Source organism: Sporofaciens sp. SGI.106 (assembly GCF_050314255.1).
GTDB lineage: Bacteria > Bacillota > Clostridia > Lachnospirales > Lachnospiraceae > Claveliimonas.
Genome location: NZ_JBNPMZ010000003.1, coordinates 169,319 through 184,318 on the forward strand (window position 1 = coordinate 169,319; position 15,000 = coordinate 184,318).

Here is a 15,000-nt window from a genome sequence, read left to right on the forward strand (position 1 = left end):
GGAAAATACCTTCTACATTGCCATCAGTGCAATCAGACAGAGAATCGCAGTAATAATTGAAAATACAGCCACTACCCTTGTCTCTGACCAGCCGCACAGCTCGAAATGATGATGGATCGGAGCCATCTTAAAGATTCTCTTGCCTCCGGTTTTCTTAAAATAGGTCACCTGGATGATTACAGATAATACCTCAACCAGATAAATCAGTCCAACAATCATAATAAACAGCGGCATCTGCAGCATATAGGCCGTAGATGCTACAAAGCCTCCAAGTGCCAGAGAACCGGTATCTCCCATAAACACACTGGCCGGATACACATTAAACAGCAAAAATCCAAGCAGGGCGCCTACTACCGCACAAGTGACAGGCTCAATACCGCTTTGGGTTCCGATTGCAACCACTGTAAAGAAGGTCGCTACCAGCACGGTCACACTGGAAGCAAGACCATCCAGACCATCCGTAAAATTCACACCATTTACTGTTCCGATCACCGCAAAGAAAAGAACCGGAATTGCAAGCCAGCCAATATTCAGGAATTTGCCTCCGGAAAACGGTATCAGGATCTCCAGTGACACATCCGTAAACTTCACGATATAAAACGCAAAAACAGCTGTAACCAGAATCTGAAGCGCCATCTTCTGTTTCGGAAAAAGTCCGTCTGAACGTTTCAGAACAACCTTCAGATAATCATCCAGGAATCCGATCAGTCCAAATCCGAGAGTCACAAACAGAATCGGGATAATCTTCGGATAATCCTTAATATACAACACGGATGTCACAACCACACTCAAAAGAATGATCACTCCGCCCATCGTCGGAGTTCCCGCTTTCTTCAGATGGGACTGCACACCCTCTTCTCTCTCAGTCTGGCCCATCTTAAGCCTGCGCAGAACCGGAATGACCAGCGGTCCCAGAATCACACTGATTGTAAACGATATCAGCACCGGTATAAACACTTTATAATCCATAACACACCTCTTCGTCTCTTTCGTTTTTTCTTTTTTAACCTACAATAGTATACTGCATTTTCTACTCTTTTTCAATGCCAAGATAGGGAAGGATATTCTCGAAAATATTTCCGATTACGGGGGCTGCTATGGTACCACCATAATATACTCCCTGAGGATTATATATCACACACATGCCCAGAATCTGAGGATCATCTGCCGGTACAAATCCAACAAATGAAGAGATATATTTATTGGCACTTCTGGGAAGTGTCTGAGATGTAGCCGTCTTACCGCCAATGCGGTATCCCTCTACAGCTGCATTTTTTCCTGACCCCTCCGAAACCACGCTTTCCAGTATTGTCCTCATGGTTGCAGAGGTTTCCTCTGAGAGAATTCTCTCTCCCTTCCCATAAGAAAATGTTTTCACTTCCTCCCCCTCTTTATCTAAAACCCTCACGCCAAAATGAGGGGTCACTCTCCGTCCTCCATTGATCAGAGAGCTCACGGTAGTGGCAAGCTGGACAGGCGTAATCTGAAAAGACTGCCCAAAGGACATAGTCGCCAGCTCCACAAGCCCTATATTTTCTTTTTTATGCATTATGGTAGATGCCTCTCCCGGCAGGTCTATTCCAGTAAGATCCATCAGGCCAAACTGATCATAGTACCCACAAAACCGGTCCACACCAAGCCTCAGCCCAATATCTATGAACACCGGATTACAGGAATTTTGTACCCCTTCCACAAAGGTCTCAGCTCCGTGACCTCCCACCTTGTGACACCGGATTTTTCTGTCTTCTACCACCCGGTAACCCGGGCAGCTGAACCCGTCATCCAGCTTCACCACCCCCGCCTCCAGACTGGCAGATGCGGTAATAATCTTAAAAGTAGAGCCCGGTTCATAAGTATCATTGATGCACCGATTGCGCCACATCTGATTCAGAGCATCCTGTTTCTGCTCATCCGTCAGTGTGGATTCATCAACTCCTGTATTCAGGGTAAACGGATCATTCAGATTAAATTCCGGCACATTTACCATGGCAAGTATTTCTCCATTCTGAGGATTCATCAACAAAATAGAAACTCCATCCGCCTGTTTTTCCTCCATAACCTTCTCTGCCATCTGCTGTGCATACATCTGGATATTGTAATCCAGACTGATCTGGAGAGTATTTCCCGCTACAGGCTCCACCCGGTCTTCCGCCACCTGATCAAGCTCTACTCCTCTGGCATCCGTTGTAGTAAGTATCCTGCCATTCTTGCCTTTAAGCACATCCTCATACCGAACTTCCAGACCGATAATTCCCTGATTATCTCCCCCGGTAAATCCCAATACTGTGGAAGCAAGTTCATTATAAGGATAATAACGTTTGAAATCCTCATCCACCTTCACACCATCCAGTTCCATGTTACGGATAACATCTCCTGTTTCCTTATCCACATTTGTCTTGATCCTCTCCATGGATGATACCTTCTCCACCCTTTTTCTGACCGTCTTTTCGTCCATCTCCAGAGTCTCTGACAAAGCCTTTATCACCCCTTCCGGATCCGTAATCTGACTGTGGATCACGGAAATAGTGCACACTGTCCGATTGGTAGCCAGGACATTTCCGCCGGCATCTATGATTTCTCCACGCGCCGCCTTAATCTCCCTTTCCCTTTCATGCAGAGCTTCTGCCTTCTTTTGATAGTATTCCGCATCAAACACCATCAGATATACCAGCCTGCCGATCAGAAAAAAAATAATGAACATGGCACACAGGAAAACCACCAGAATCTTTTTCCTGTTATATGTTTTATTTTTCAAAAAAAACCTCACAGAATCCGTTTTTATAACTTATTAACGGTTCTGCAAGGTTATTCTTTATTCCTCGTAGTATTCTTCTGAAGAAACATCCTCTGTATCCGCTGTACCGGCATCTGCCGTTTCAGACTTTGTAATCCCAAGATACGGGAAAATTTCCTGCATAATGTCACTTGCCATCTGAACTGCAAAAGAACTCTGTGCCTGATCGTAATCATTCGGCTCATCAATTACCACGTATACCATAATCTCCGGTTTTTCCTGTGGAGCATAGCCGATAAAGGAAACAAGGTTCTTTCCTTCCGAACGTGGAAGTTTCTCTGCCGTACCGGTCTTGCCTCCCACCTCATATCCTTCGATATTCGCAAGCTTACCACTGGTATTCTGTACAACTCCCCGCATATATTGCTTGACCAGCTCGCTGGTTTCCCTGGAAACCGTACGTTTCACCAGCACCGGATCTTTATTTTCAATGACATTTCCATTACTGTCCTGAATCTGCTTAACGATATGAGGCTGGTAATAATCCCCTCCGTTGATCAAAGAACAGAAGCCGGCTGCAAGCTGGGTCATGGTCACATTAAAATTCTGTCCAAATGCATTGGTTGCCAAACTGGCAGCATCCATATTTTCCGGTGTATACAAAAGTCCTTCCGTAGATGCATCTCCGGGAAGGTCAATTCCTGTAAGCTCACCAAATCCAAATATATGCTGATATTTACAGAATTCTTCCGCCCCGACCATCTCTGCTATCTGCATCAATGCCACATTACAGGAATTCTGGACTGCTTCACTAAGAGACTGATTTCCATGTCCATCCCTGTTGATACAATGGATGTCATGATCTCCAATATGAAGCATACCTCCGCAATAAAAATACTCTTCTCCTGTAAGTGCTCCATCCTCCAATCCTGCCGCCACAGTAAATGGCTTCATAGTAGAACCCGGCTCATAAGTATCACTGATACAGAAATTCTTCCACAGAGAATTCATTGCATCCAGTTTTTCATCATCCGACATTGCCTTCAACTGTTCTTCCGTATAATAATTAGTCAGGTCTCTTGGAGAATTCAAATCATAATTAGGATAAGAAGCTTCTGCAAGTATTTCTCCGTTCTGAGGGTTCATCACGATTACAGCCGTATTCTTACTTCCTTCTCCTGGTGTTGCCAGATTCTTATGAGCCTCATTAAATGCCAGGATATGCTTTTCTACAATACTCTGTACCTGAACATCGATGGTAGACACCACTGTCTCGCCATTATTAGGCTCCTTTACCGTCCACTCTACAGAAGAATCTGTATCCAGATATCCATACTCTCTGCCATCCGTTCCATTCAGAACAGAATTATAATAACCTTCTATTCCATTATTTCCCACGTTGCCATCTACAGTAAAGCCTATGACATCACAGGCAAGCGTGTTGTATGGATAAGTTCTGACATAGTCTTCCTCCAGCCAGATTCCGCATACGTTTGGATAGTTCTCGTTATCCTCGTCAACTGCTTCAAATGCTTTTGCATCTGCGTATGATACGCCTTTCTTTAATATCGTATAGCGGCTGTCCGGATTGTCTTCCATTACTTTCCTTACATCTTCTTCCTGAATATCAAAGCATTCCTTCAACACATTGATCGTAGGATCCACATAGTCATCCTTACTGAGCATAGCCTTAACATCCAGAATCACATTGTACACTCTTTCACTGGTCGCCAGCTTTGTTCCATTACGGTCTACAATATCTCCCCTCTTGTAGGGGATAGTTCTGCTGTCATACTGCTGCTGATCCAGAACCAGTTTTGTATATTTGTCTCCACTGGACGCATTTATATATGTAATCCGCCCTATCAGAATAACAAAAGCTAGTATAATCGCTACATAGAGCAATACTAGCTTTTTCTGCATAAATTTGGGAAACTTTTTTTTCAGGTATTTTTTTACCCTTAAGCCCATATTATCACCTTACTCCTGTACTTTCTTTGAGCTTGCCAGCACACCATCCTCCGGGATGTTTTCATACTGTTTTACATAGTCTCCGGCAGGATTATCATATTCTACAATCTGATCTTTATTCGCATATACCATGCCAAGCTCATTCATTGCTTTCGTACGAATTTCATCCAGATTCACAGAGTCCATGATTACATTATACCTGGTATTGTTTTCTTCCCGCATCTGCGCAAGCTCTGTCTGCATTGCAGAAATATTTTTAGAACGACTGGTAATCTCAGAACGAAGCTGTACATAATTCACACATACCACCAGCATTAAGATAGCTGCCGCTGCCATAAAGACCACATATGCCTTACTGATATGCATAGCCTGTCTGCGATTTTTACGTACCTGTCTACTGGCACGTTGGGGACGCTGCGTTTCCGGCGCATGCCGCTTGGGCTCATATGCCGGCTTTGTCACGGTATTTCCATACACGTACATCTGGCGTACATTTGAAGGATTCTGTCTATAGGTCTGTCTTCTTACAGTTCGATTCCCTGTTGCCATATCGCTCTCCCCTTTCTGAAAAATAATTTAAAACACTGCCTATTTTCTCTCAAAGATTCGAAGCTTAGCACTCTTAGAACGACTATTTTCTTCCAGCTCCTCCTCGCTTGGTAAAATTGGTTTTCTGGTTATAACACTTCCCTTTGAGACATTTCCGCATACACATACCGGAAAATGACTCGGACAGGTACATGGATTCTCATTTTTCCTGAATGCACTTTTTACAATCCTGTCCTCCAGCGAATGGAAGGTAATAATACATAATCTCCCACCCGGATTTAATATCTCTATCATGTCATCCAGTGAATCTCTTAATACATCCAGCTCTCTGTTCAGCTCAATACGGAGTGCCTGAAAGGTTCTCTTAGCCGGATGTCCCGATTTTTTCTGAAATTTCATCGGTATGGCATGCTTTATAATCTCTGTTAATTGTCCTGTAGTATCAATAGACCTCCGCTCGCGTTCCGCGACAATGTGACGGGCAATGTTCTTAGCGAACTTATCCTCGCCATAGTCACGAATCACGCGATAGAGGTCCATCTCACTGTAGCCATTGACGATGTCTCTGGCCGTCATCTCCTGACGTCTATCCATCCGCATATCCAGAGGTGCATCCTCGCGATAGGAGAATCCCCGCTCTGCCGTATCCAACTGATAGGAGGATACGCCCAGGTCAAGCACGATCCCATCGACCTTGTCAATGCCTAATTCATGGAGCCGCGACTTCATATCACAATAGTTGCTCCGGACTATTGTAACTTTCTCCCCGAAGTCTTTTAAGCGGATGCCTGCAGCCTCGATTGCTGCTTCATCCTGGTCTATTCCTATAATACTCCCCTTTTCACCTAAACGCCGGCACACCTCATAGGCATGTCCGCCGCCACCAAGCGTTCCGTCCACATATATTCCGTCCGGCCTGATGTTTAATCCATTTACTGTTTCTTCAAGTAATACTGATTTGTGTTTGAATTCCATATCTTCTCCCTCTTAGATACTGAATCCGCTCTCTTCCATATCAGATGCAATCTCTTCAATGTTGAGTTCCACTTCAGCATTCTTTTCTTCCCATCTTGCCTTGTCCCAAATCTCGGCACGCTTCCCCATACCGATAAACACAACCTCTTTATCCAGATGTGCATATGTTCTAAGTACAGAAGGGATCAATGTTCTTCCTTGTTTATCAAGGTCACCGTCAGTTGCACTTCCCTGAAAGAAGTAAGCAAAAGCTCTGGCTTTTTTATCTGTGGTCGTGGGCAGGGCGTTAAGTTTTTCTTCAAAAGCAGTCCATTCAGTCTCAGGATATACATACAGACAGTTTTCCATTCCTTTCGTTATGACGAAATGCTCCCCTAAATCGTCACGAAACTTTGCAGGAATGATCAATCGCCCCTTCGGGTCAATATTATGACTGTATTCTCCTTTCAACATCAGAACTCACCCTCTTTCATTCGGGTGCCCGTCGGCCCCCTTCCTGAAATGTATAAAGCGTTCTTCCACATTCAATCCACTTTATACCACTTTTCACCACTTTCTACCACTTGAATACATTGTAAACCACTTTTTCCCCGATTTCAACCCCCTTTTTCCATTTTCCATAAAGACTCAAAAAAAGGATGTAAAAAACGGATTCAATTCCATTTTTTACATCCTTTTCTCTTTTCATACTATTTAACAGACAAATTCAAGCACACCCCGCCTTATTCTGCCGCCTCACCAAGCGTATTCAGCTGCTGCTGATAATCTGTGATTGCAGAATAATCCACCTGTGCTTCCTGTTTCGGCTTATTCGCATCATATACATTGTAAGCAGAATATCCGATCCAGCCGACAAGTGCAAGGCCAAGAACTCCTACCACACACCGCCGCATCATATGTTTGATCTTCTCACGGCGCATATGTTCCTTACGATTTGCCTTTTCTTTTTTATATTTATCTACCTTTTCCTGACTCATCTTCCAATGCTCCTTCTCACAAAAATGACTGTCCGGGACTCTACTCTTCTTCCAACTTCCCGAACAGTCATATTTTACCACAGTTCTGCTTTTTATACAACCACAATTACTCCGCCATCAGCCGCATACATACTGCTGATTCCGGCAGTATCCAGTATGATCACCTGCTTCGGTGAAATATGCTCCAGTATCATCTCTTTTACACGTTCCGCTCTATCCCGACAGTTGCAGTGACTGATTGCAAGTATTTTCTCTTCCGGATTCTTTACTTTAGAAACTATTTCTTCCACCATCTTCACAAGTGCCTTCTTAATTCCTCTGGCCTGTCCAAGCTGGCAGATCGTTCCTTCAGGTGTTGCCCCCATGACCGGTTTAATATTAAGTGCTGTTGCCACCACAGCTTTGAGTCCGGTAAGGCGCCCATTTTTTCGAAGTGTTTCCAGTGTTTCAAGGACAAAAAAAGTATCCATCTTCTCAATATAATCTTCCACAGCAGCTACTGTCTCCTGAAAAGACATTCCCTTTTCCTCGCACTCTGCAATCCGCAGTGCAATTACAGTCTCTCCTACAGACGCAGACCGGGAATTAAACACGTAAATATCCTTCTCTCCATATTCTTCATGATACAGCTCTTTACCAAGCACAGCACTATTGTAAGAACCACTCAGCTCTGCCGACAGTGTTACCGCATAAACATGCTCCTCATCACAATGGTATCCCTCCATATAAGACTCCGGAGACGGACAGGATGATTTCGGACAATTCGGGCTTTCCGCCACAATACGCAAAAATTCTTTCTGATCAAATGTCTCATCGTCTACAATATGATAATCGTCTACATCTATACTAAGGCAGGCTGTCTGATAATGTCCAGACGCTTTCATCTCTTCCGTTAATTCTCCACAGCTATCTACAATAATCCTGTAACTCATTTCATTTCCTCCCGCACACCCCTACGTGTGTCATTCGCTTCCATCTTATGTAGTATTTAAAACCACTTTCTATAAGGATAGCATATTTTTTTGATAATGAAAAGAGGTTCTTCTCAACTAATTCATTCTTTTTACTCCTCAAACCTGATGGTTCGCGAAATTCCCAGTGCAATCCCCATTTCTGCCATCAGGAACAAAATGGACGTGCCTCCGTAACTGATAAAAGGAAGGGTAATTCCCGTTGTCGGAATCAGCTTGATCACAACTGCCACATTCAGCACTACCTGAAGTGCAATATGGGCAAATATTCCGATTGCCACCAGAGATCCATAAATATCAGGCGCGTTCTGGGCAATGAACATCAGCCTGTAAAGAAGAAGACCAAAGAGTACCAATACAATAATCGCACCAAAAACACCCAGTTCCTCACATATAATAGATAGAATCATATCGTTCTGAACTTCCGGGATAATCATTTTCTGTGCACTGTTTCCCAAACCCTTTCCAAAGAAACCTCCCGAGCCAATGGCATAAAGTCCCTGCAGAGTCTGATACCCCCAGTCAGAAGCGTACTGCTCCGGTGCCAGCCATACTACAATCCTTCGAAGGCGGAAATTTTCACCAAGATTTGTCGTCTGAATAATATTTCCCAGAACCACAGCCATAATTATAAGCGCAACAAGTCCTGCCGCTACCACCGCAACAAACGGAGCCGTCTTAGGATGCACCACAAATACCAAAGCAAAGGAAATTCCAAAAACGATAATTGCCGTACTGAGGTTGTCTGTCAAAAAGTATACGCATGCAGCAGAAATTCCACCCCACACCATCACCTTAATCACACCATACAGACTGTTTATTTCTTTTCCCATCTGACAGATAATCACCGGTATAAAGAGAATAACCGCAATTTTGGCCACCTCCGACGGCTGAAACTGCTGCCCGAAAGGAAGCCGGATCCATCTCTTGGCTCCATTTACCTCAATTCCAAGAGGTGTCTGAACCAAAGCCATTAAAAAAATTGACAGCCCATATATGCGTTTAGCAAACACCGAATAGATATGATAATCAATTCGGGAAATTACATATATTTCTAAAAATCCCATTGCACAGAATATGACCTGCCTCTTAAAATAGTACATACTGTCCCCATCATGCTTAATCATTGCGCTGTAAGCACTGGTGCTGTAAAGCATAACCAGTCCAAAACAGACCAGAAAAATCATGACTGCCAGAAGACTATAATCAAAATACTGTACCTTTGTTTTCTTTTTTACCCCGGTCATCTGTTTCCTGCGCCGATGCTGAGGCATCTGTCTAATATTATCCATACTCCACTTACGCCCTCCAATCCACCTTATTATAACGAGACGTGAAGGAAAAAACAATATTTTTTATTTTTTTCATTTTCCCTCTTGCATTTTTTTCTAAAAGGTGTTATTATACATTTTGTTCGCGGGTGTAGTTCAATGGTAGAACACCAGCCTTCCAAGCTGGATACGTGGGTTCGATTCCCATCACCCGCTTTTTTCTATATCTTTTTATACACAACAGATAATGTTTATATTATGCAGCAGTGGTCGAGCGGCTGATGGCATCTGCCTCGAAAGCAGAAGAGCCGAAAGGCTCCGGGGGTTCAAATCCCTCCTGCTGCGTTATTTATTACAGGACGATGAGTCCTGTATTTTTTATGCTTCATTTTCACCTTTTGACACTTGTGTCATAAAATGGTAATGCAAAAAACTATGGAAGGAGCATCTTGCTTATGCCAAATTATCGCTATCCGATGCAGGACTATTCCCGTACAGGCGGCTGCTGCCCACCGCGCACCGACACCACAGCCCCACGCCGTACTCCCTGCTGCGAAGACCACAGCGACCGCGATCCATTATCCGGTATGCCCCTCGCCATGGCATTCGTGCCGTGGCAGAACTGGCGGGCAATATACGATGTTGAAAAAGGATTCCACTGCGGCACCATATTTGAGGAGCTAAATAAACCATTCCGGGGAACAGGAGGTTGCTGCTGATGGCTGAACAAAAACCCTGTCGCAAAGATTTGCTTCACTGGATCAATATAGTAAGCTTTGCCGTTGACGATGTAAAACTTTTTCTGGATTCCCACCCCTGTGACCAGGATGCTTTGGAATTTTTCGAAAAATATCAAAAAGAACGAAACTGTGCTCTGAAAGAATATGCAAAATATTATGGTCCTCTCACCATCGATACCGTAAATGCATCAGCAACTGACCGTTGGAACTGGATCAATGAGCCGTGGCCATGGCAGGAAGGAGGATGCTAGTATATGTGGAATTATGAAAAGAGACTTCAGTATCCGGTTAAGATTACCAATCCGAATCCGAAAATTGCTCAGGTAATAATTAGTCAATTCGGTGGCCCCGACGGAGAATTGGCGGCATCCATGCGCTATCTGTCCCAAAGATATACCATGCCATATAAAGAGGTTACCGGCATGCTGACAGATATTGGTACTGAAGAACTGGCTCACATGGAAATGATCTGTGCCATCGTCCATCAACTCACAAGAAACCTGACTCCTGAAGAAATTGCAAAATCCGGCTTCGACAAATACTACGTGGACCACACCCTCGCACTGTGGCCCCAGGCAGCTTCCGGGACTCCATGGACCGCGACCTATTTACAGTCCAAGGGAGACCCCATCACCGATATCCATGAAGATATGGCTGCAGAACAGAAAGCCAGAACCACCTATGACAATATTCTTCGTCTGGTCAAAGATCCTGATGTCTGCGATCCCATCCGCTTTTTGAGAGAACGTGAAATCGTCCACTATCAGCGTTTCGGTGAATGTCTTCGTGTCGTTCAGGATCATCTGGACAGCAGAAATTTCTATGCATTTAATCCGGAATTCGACCCGAAACCATGCAATAAATAAGTTCAGGAACGCCATTCGGCGTTCCTGCTTTCTGTTAAATCAACGGATACTTTCTGGTCAGTTCCTCTACAAGCCCTTTTGATTTTTCAATATTTGCCTCGTCCTTCAGAACCAGAACAATTGCTTCTGCAATGACCTCCATATCCTCTTCCTTCATTCCTCTTGTTGTCACAGCAGGTGTTCCCAGACGCACACCGCTTGTCACAAACGGAGAACGTGGATCATTCGGAATCGTGTTTTTATTACAGGTGATATGTGCCATATCCAGTCTCTTTTCCAGTTCCTTGCCGGTCACATCCTCCTGACTCAGATCCACCAGCATAAGATGATTATCGGTTCCGCCGGATACGATATTTACACCACGTTTCATAAGACCATTAGCCAGTGCCTGGGCATTTGCCAGAATCTGCTTCTGATATTCCTTAAACTCCGGTTGAAGCGCTTCTTTGAAACATACTGCCTTTCCTGCGATTACATGTTCCAACGGTCCCCCCTGAATTCCCGGAAATACTGCTTTATTAAAATTAAACTTCTCTGCTGCTTCCTGATTACAGAGAATCATACCCCCTCTTGGTCCACGCAGTGTCTTGTGTGTTGTAGTAGTTACCACATCTGCATAAGGAATCGGACTAGGATGAAGACCTGCTGCCACCAGACCGGCAATATGAGCCATATCTACCATAAGATATGCACCGACCTCATCCGCAATCTCACGGAATTTTGCAAAATCAATAATCCGCGCATATGCACTTGCACCAGCCACGATTAATTTCGGTTTCTCTGCAAGAGCAATCTCCCTTACCTTTTCATAATCAATAACTCCTTCGTCATTTACACCGTAAAAAGAAGTTTCAAAATATTTTCCGGACATGTTTACCGGAGAACCATGGGTCAGATGACCACCGTGATCCAGGTTCATTCCCAGAATCTTATCGCCCGGATTCAGCATCGCAAAAAATACTGCCATGTTTGCCTGAGCTCCTGAATGAGGCTGTACATTGGCATACTCACATCCGAATAACTCTTTTGCCCTGTCTCTTGCCAGGTTCTCTACCACATCTACACACTGACATCCGCCATAATATCTCCGCCCCGGATATCCTTCTGCATATTTATTAGTAAGGGGACTTCCCATTGCTGCCATTACCGCTTTGCTCACCCAGTTTTCAGAAGCAATCAATTCAATGTGGGAATTCTGACGTTCCATCTCATCTGTAATCGCCTGTGCTATTTCTGAATCAACATTCATAATTTCATCAAATGCGTACATAATATCATCCTCCTGTCTGTATCACTGTCTTCTATATGTTCATTTGTGCTATTGCGTATCATTCTAACACATTTCTCCCAAGAAAAAAAGATGCCTTTTTAAGACATCTTTTTTCCAGCCTGTTTACTTTAACACTGATTATGATGCTTCTCCCAAAGTAACGTTCACTGTTTTTTCTTCATATTCACCATTTGATGACGGAACCTGAACCTTCACTTCTACATCTTCACCAGCCTTATAATACTGAAGCTGTTCCTTCAGCGTCGTCATACCGTCAATGCTGATTCCATCCAGACCGGTAATGATCATTCCTTTTGTAAGTCCGGCTTTCTCTGCTCCGCCGCCTTTTACTACTTCAGAAATATATACACCTGTCGGCATATTGTACATCTGAGCGCTGTCGGAGGATACATCTACTCCCTGAATACCAAGATAACCTTTCTCAGCATCAGATACCTTTGTACGGGTCTCACGATTCATAAGAGTTGTAATAACTTCGCTGGCATCAGAAATCGGAATTGCATAGCCCATGCCTTCAACTGCATTGGCATTCACTTTTACCGTATTAATTCCAATTACTTCACCATTGACATTCAGAAGTGCTCCACCGCTGTTACCCGGGTTAATAGCTGCATCCGTCTGGATAAGTTTGCTGTCAAATCCTTCCATCTGAATATCTCTGTCCTTTGCAGACACGATTCCTGTTGTAACGGACTGTCCATAACCAAGAGCATTTCCGATTGCGATCACCGGTTCTCCTACCTTCAGGCTGTCAGAGTCGCCCATCTGAGCTACTGCAATCTTATCCATCGTCTCATCTTTTATAGATTCCAGCGGTACTGCAACTACTGCCAGATCCTTGGTGGAATCGGTTCCTTTGATATTTGCCTCCACACTCTCTTCATCAATAAAGGATACGGTCAGAGTCTGTGAACCTTCAACTACATGATTATTCGTTACAATCAGAAGCTCTGTGTCATTCTGTCCGATAATGATACCGGAACCACAGCTCTGGCTTTCCTGCTGCTGTACACCACCAAAGAAGCTCTGTACCTGCTGTACACTCATATTAGTAATGGATACAACAGATGGCATCGCACTGTCAACAATACCGGACACATCTGACGTAACCGTGCTTGATGTCTTGGAAAGCTGAGTATTATTCACAGTTGCAGTCTGCTTCGCTGTCTTGGCTGAATCATTCGTTCCGAGAAGCTTACCTGCCAGAAGATTTCCCGCCTGGAAAGTAAGGCTTGCAACCAGACCAAAAACAATGGCCAGACCGATTACTCCAATCACCTTCGGGAATTTCTTTTTCTCCGTCTTTGGTCTTGGTGACTGCCCCTGTCTCGGTGCCTCATCAAATATATTATTATTGTCTTCTGAATTTGGATTGTAATAATTATACTGGTTATCCATAATAAAAACTCCTTTCCTGAATATGATAAATCCTGTTGGCTTATCTCTTTTCTTTATGATGGTAGTCTACCGTATAATTGTGTTGAAATTGTGATAAAAGCATTAAAAAATGTTGAAATACCGAAATATCCCAACATTTTTTCTTACCTATATCAGTTCCTGACTTGCAAGCTCCAGTGCACTGGCAATGACTTTGTCCATATCATAATACTGGTATGCACCCAGCCGACCTCCAAAAATAATATTACCTTCTTTTTCAGCCAATTCACGATACTTCTCATACAATTCACTGTTTTTCTTATCATTAACGGGATAATATGGTTCATCTCCCACTTTCCACTCGGAAGAATATTCTCTGGAAATCACCGTTTTATCCTGTTTTCCAAATTCAAAATGCTTGTGCTCTATAATACGGGTATATGGAACCTCTCTTTCTGTATAATTCACCACTGCATTTCCCTGATAGTTTTCCTCATCCAGCACTTCCGTCTCAAATCGTACACTCCGATACTGAAGAGCTCCCAGACAATAATCATAATACTCATCAATCATACCGGTGAAGATAATCTTATCCGCTATTTTCTCATAGGAACACTTTTCTTTCAGATAATCTATGCCAGTGCGGACTTCCGTTCCTTCCAGAAGCTCCTCAATCACTGCCGTGTAGCCTCCGATGGGGATACCCTGGTAACGATCATTAAAATAATTATTATCATAAGTAAATCGAAGAGGCAGCCTGCGAATGATGAAAGCCGGCAATTCTTTACAGTCCCTTCCCCACTGCTTTTCTGTATATCCCTTTATCAGCTTCTCATAAACATCTTTGCCCACCAGAGAAAGAGCCTGTTCCTCCAGATTCGCCGGTTCCGTAATCCCGAGTTCCTCAATCTGCGCCCTGATAATCTCCTTCGCTTCCTTCGGAGTCCGGATATTCCACATCTTACTGAAAGTATTCATGTTAAATGGAAGATTGTAAAGTTCATCCTTATAGACCGCAACCGGAGCATTCACATAGTTATTAAACTCTGCAAACTGGTTGATGTAATCCCATACCTTCTTATCGGACGTATGGAAAATATGTGCACCGTACCGATGCACCTGAATTCCCTCTATCTCTTCTGTGTAAATATTGCCGCCTATATGATTCCGTCTTTCAAGAACCAGACATTTCTTTCCTTTCTTCTTTGCCTCATGAGCAAAAACAGATCCGAAAAGACCGGCTCCCACTATCAGATAATCGTACTTCATTACACTCTC

15 protein-coding genes and 2 tRNA genes are annotated in these 15,000 nt (G+C 43.7%); 5 read left to right on the forward strand and 12 right to left on the reverse strand.

All coding sequences use genetic code 11. The features are described 5' to 3' along the window. Positions 1 to 12: 12 nt before the first annotated feature. The 9 genes from mraY to ACQRCC_RS03900 form a co-directional block, all read right to left on the reverse strand. Complete coding sequence (gene mraY, locus ACQRCC_RS03860) at positions 13 to 969, reverse strand: phospho-N-acetylmuramoyl-pentapeptide-transferase (RefSeq protein ID WP_427849480.1); 957 nt, start codon at positions 967 to 969, stop codon at positions 13 to 15. A gap of 61 nt (positions 970 to 1,030) precedes the next feature. Next, positions 1,031 to 2,755: a peptidoglycan D,D-transpeptidase FtsI family protein gene (locus tag ACQRCC_RS03865; RefSeq protein WP_427849481.1), complete on the reverse strand. Its 1,725-nt coding sequence runs from the start codon at positions 2,753 to 2,755 to the stop codon at positions 1,031 to 1,033. Between the two features lie 57 nt (positions 2,756 to 2,812). Then, positions 2,813 to 4,657, reverse strand: coding sequence for a peptidoglycan D,D-transpeptidase FtsI family protein (locus ACQRCC_RS03870; RefSeq protein ID WP_427849482.1), 1,845 nt, complete (start codon positions 4,655 to 4,657; stop codon positions 2,813 to 2,815). Positions 4,658 to 4,714: 57 nt separating this feature from the next. After that, on the reverse strand, positions 4,715 to 5,254 hold the full coding sequence (locus ACQRCC_RS03875) for a hypothetical protein (protein ID WP_427849483.1): 540 nt from the start codon (positions 5,252 to 5,254) through the stop codon (positions 4,715 to 4,717). Between the two features lie 39 nt (positions 5,255 to 5,293). Further along, the gene (gene rsmH, locus ACQRCC_RS03880; RefSeq protein ID WP_427849484.1) at positions 5,294 to 6,229 is read right to left on the reverse strand and encodes a 16S rRNA (cytosine(1402)-N(4))-methyltransferase RsmH; all 936 of its coding nucleotides are present in this window, start codon (positions 6,227 to 6,229) and stop codon (positions 5,294 to 5,296) included. 12 nt (positions 6,230 to 6,241) lie between these two features. Continuing rightward, complete coding sequence (mraZ, locus tag ACQRCC_RS03885; RefSeq protein WP_427849485.1) at positions 6,242 to 6,682, reverse strand: division/cell wall cluster transcriptional repressor MraZ; 441 nt, start codon at positions 6,680 to 6,682, stop codon at positions 6,242 to 6,244. A 269-nt stretch (positions 6,683 to 6,951) separates the two neighbouring features. Next, on the reverse strand, positions 6,952 to 7,206 hold the full coding sequence (locus ACQRCC_RS03890; protein ID WP_427849486.1) for a hypothetical protein: 255 nt from the start codon (positions 7,204 to 7,206) through the stop codon (positions 6,952 to 6,954). Between the two features lie 92 nt (positions 7,207 to 7,298). Then, positions 7,299 to 8,138: a DegV family protein gene (locus tag ACQRCC_RS03895; RefSeq protein WP_427849487.1), complete on the reverse strand. Its 840-nt coding sequence runs from the start codon at positions 8,136 to 8,138 to the stop codon at positions 7,299 to 7,301. Between the two features lie 131 nt (positions 8,139 to 8,269). After that, positions 8,270 to 9,469 carry an FtsW/RodA/SpoVE family cell cycle protein gene (locus ACQRCC_RS03900; protein ID WP_427849488.1) on the reverse strand — a complete coding sequence of 400 codons (1,200 nt, stop codon included), beginning with the start codon at positions 9,467 to 9,469 and terminating at the stop codon, positions 8,270 to 8,272. 124 nt (positions 9,470 to 9,593) lie between these two features. Between ACQRCC_RS03900 and ACQRCC_RS03905 the strand changes: the two genes are divergently transcribed. The 5 genes from ACQRCC_RS03905 to ACQRCC_RS03925 all read left to right on the forward strand — a co-directional run bounded on the left by ACQRCC_RS03905 (position 9,594) and on the right by ACQRCC_RS03925 (position 11,054). After that, positions 9,594 to 9,664: transfer RNA gene (locus ACQRCC_RS03905), tRNA-Gly, on the forward strand. Positions 9,665 to 9,708: 44 nt separating this feature from the next. After that, positions 9,709 to 9,793 (forward strand) — tRNA-Ser (locus ACQRCC_RS03910). Positions 9,794 to 10,047: 254 nt separating this feature from the next. Then, the gene (locus tag ACQRCC_RS03915; RefSeq protein WP_427849563.1) at positions 10,048 to 10,167 is read left to right on the forward strand and encodes a spore coat associated protein CotJA; all 120 of its coding nucleotides are present in this window, start codon (positions 10,048 to 10,050) and stop codon (positions 10,165 to 10,167) included. Continuing rightward, positions 10,167 to 10,439 (forward strand): spore coat protein CotJB, encoded by a 273-nt coding sequence (locus ACQRCC_RS03920; RefSeq protein WP_427849489.1) that lies wholly within the window; start codon positions 10,167 to 10,169, stop codon positions 10,437 to 10,439. Before ACQRCC_RS03915 ends, ACQRCC_RS03920 begins: the two co-directional genes overlap by 1 nt. A gap of 3 nt (positions 10,440 to 10,442) precedes the next feature. After that, positions 10,443 to 11,054 (forward strand): manganese catalase family protein, encoded by a 612-nt coding sequence (locus ACQRCC_RS03925; RefSeq protein ID WP_427849490.1) that lies wholly within the window; start codon positions 10,443 to 10,445, stop codon positions 11,052 to 11,054. A gap of 34 nt (positions 11,055 to 11,088) precedes the next feature. On the opposite strand, the gene glyA is transcribed toward ACQRCC_RS03925, so the two are convergent. The 3 genes from glyA to glf form a co-directional block, all read right to left on the reverse strand. Then, positions 11,089 to 12,324: a serine hydroxymethyltransferase gene (glyA, locus tag ACQRCC_RS03930; RefSeq protein ID WP_427849491.1), complete on the reverse strand. Its 1,236-nt coding sequence runs from the start codon at positions 12,322 to 12,324 to the stop codon at positions 11,089 to 11,091. 138 nt (positions 12,325 to 12,462) lie between these two features. After that, the gene (locus tag ACQRCC_RS03935; RefSeq protein WP_427849492.1) at positions 12,463 to 13,743 is read right to left on the reverse strand and encodes a S1C family serine protease; all 1,281 of its coding nucleotides are present in this window, start codon (positions 13,741 to 13,743) and stop codon (positions 12,463 to 12,465) included. A 147-nt stretch (positions 13,744 to 13,890) separates the two neighbouring features. Next, positions 13,891 to 14,991 (reverse strand): UDP-galactopyranose mutase, encoded by a 1,101-nt coding sequence (gene glf / locus ACQRCC_RS03940; RefSeq protein WP_427849493.1) that lies wholly within the window; start codon positions 14,989 to 14,991, stop codon positions 13,891 to 13,893. Between the last annotated feature and the right edge of the window lie 9 nt (positions 14,992 to 15,000).

Coding starts and splice junctions, on each gene's coding strand:
- mraZ (WP_427849485.1), bottom strand. CDS start 6,682: ATGTTGAAAGGAGAATACAGTCATAATATTGACCCGAAGGGGCGATTG.
- glf (WP_427849493.1), bottom strand. CDS start 14,991: ATGAAGTACGATTATCTGATAGTGGGAGCCGGTCTTTTCGGATCTGTT.
- ACQRCC_RS03935 (WP_427849492.1), bottom strand. CDS start 13,743: ATGGATAACCAGTATAATTATTACAATCCAAATTCAGAAGACAATAAT.
- ACQRCC_RS03895 (WP_427849487.1), bottom strand. CDS start 8,138: ATGAGTTACAGGATTATTGTAGATAGCTGTGGAGAATTAACGGAAGAG.
- ACQRCC_RS03870 (WP_427849482.1), bottom strand. CDS start 4,657: ATGCAGAAAAAGCTAGTATTGCTCTATGTAGCGATTATACTAGCTTTT.
- ACQRCC_RS03875 (WP_427849483.1), bottom strand. CDS start 5,254: ATGGCAACAGGGAATCGAACTGTAAGAAGACAGACCTATAGACAGAAT.
- ACQRCC_RS03915 (WP_427849563.1), top strand. CDS start 10,048: ATGGCATTCGTGCCGTGGCAGAACTGGCGGGCAATATACGATGTTGAA.
- mraY (WP_427849480.1), bottom strand. CDS start 969: ATGGATTATAAAGTGTTTATACCGGTGCTGATATCGTTTACAATCAGT.
- ACQRCC_RS03890 (WP_427849486.1), bottom strand. CDS start 7,206: ATGAGTCAGGAAAAGGTAGATAAATATAAAAAAGAAAAGGCAAATCGT.
- ACQRCC_RS03920 (WP_427849489.1), top strand. CDS start 10,167: ATGGCTGAACAAAAACCCTGTCGCAAAGATTTGCTTCACTGGATCAAT.
- ACQRCC_RS03900 (WP_427849488.1), bottom strand. CDS start 9,469: ATGGATAATATTAGACAGATGCCTCAGCATCGGCGCAGGAAACAGATG.
- rsmH (WP_427849484.1), bottom strand. CDS start 6,229: ATGGAATTCAAACACAAATCAGTATTACTTGAAGAAACAGTAAATGGA.
- glyA (WP_427849491.1), bottom strand. CDS start 12,324: ATGTACGCATTTGATGAAATTATGAATGTTGATTCAGAAATAGCACAG.
- ACQRCC_RS03925 (WP_427849490.1), top strand. CDS start 10,443: ATGTGGAATTATGAAAAGAGACTTCAGTATCCGGTTAAGATTACCAAT.